This window comes from Oleiphilus sp. HI0086 (assembly GCF_001635225.1).
Genome location: NZ_LWFZ01000328.1, coordinates 1 through 404, shown reverse-complemented (window position 1 = coordinate 404; position 404 = coordinate 1). Strand labels below are relative to the sequence as shown.

The 404-nt window shown below is 47.3% G+C and carries 1 protein-coding gene; it reads left to right on the top strand.

Annotation, left to right across the window (positions count from 1 at the left end; all coding sequences use genetic code 11):
* On the top strand, positions 1-404 hold a 404-nt coding region (locus tag A3756_RS04070), incomplete at both ends, for an FKBP-type peptidyl-prolyl cis-trans isomerase (protein WP_197481158.1).

The window sequence follows — 404 nt, the reverse complement described above, 5'->3', positions numbered from 1 at the left end:
AAAGAAAAGCGCATGCAGTTCGAGAAAGATCGTACCGAGAAGTATCAGGATTTGTGCAAAACTTTCTTAGATGAAAATGCCAAGCGAGAAGGCGTACAAGTTACCGACTCAGGTCTACAGTACGAAATTCTGGAAAGTGCAGAGGGCGATAAGCCTAGTATTGATCAGACTGTACGCGTTCACTATCACGGCTCATTCATTGATGGCCAGGTTTTTGACAGCTCTATTACCCGAAATGAACCCGCTGAGTTTGCATTAGATCAGGTTATCCCCGGTTGGACGGAAGGTTTATCAATGATGCCTGTCGGCTCAAAGTGGCGCTTTGTAGTACCCTCTAAGCTAGCCTATGGTGAAATGGGCTCGCCGCCAGCAATACCGCCTAACGCGGTACTGGTATTCGATGT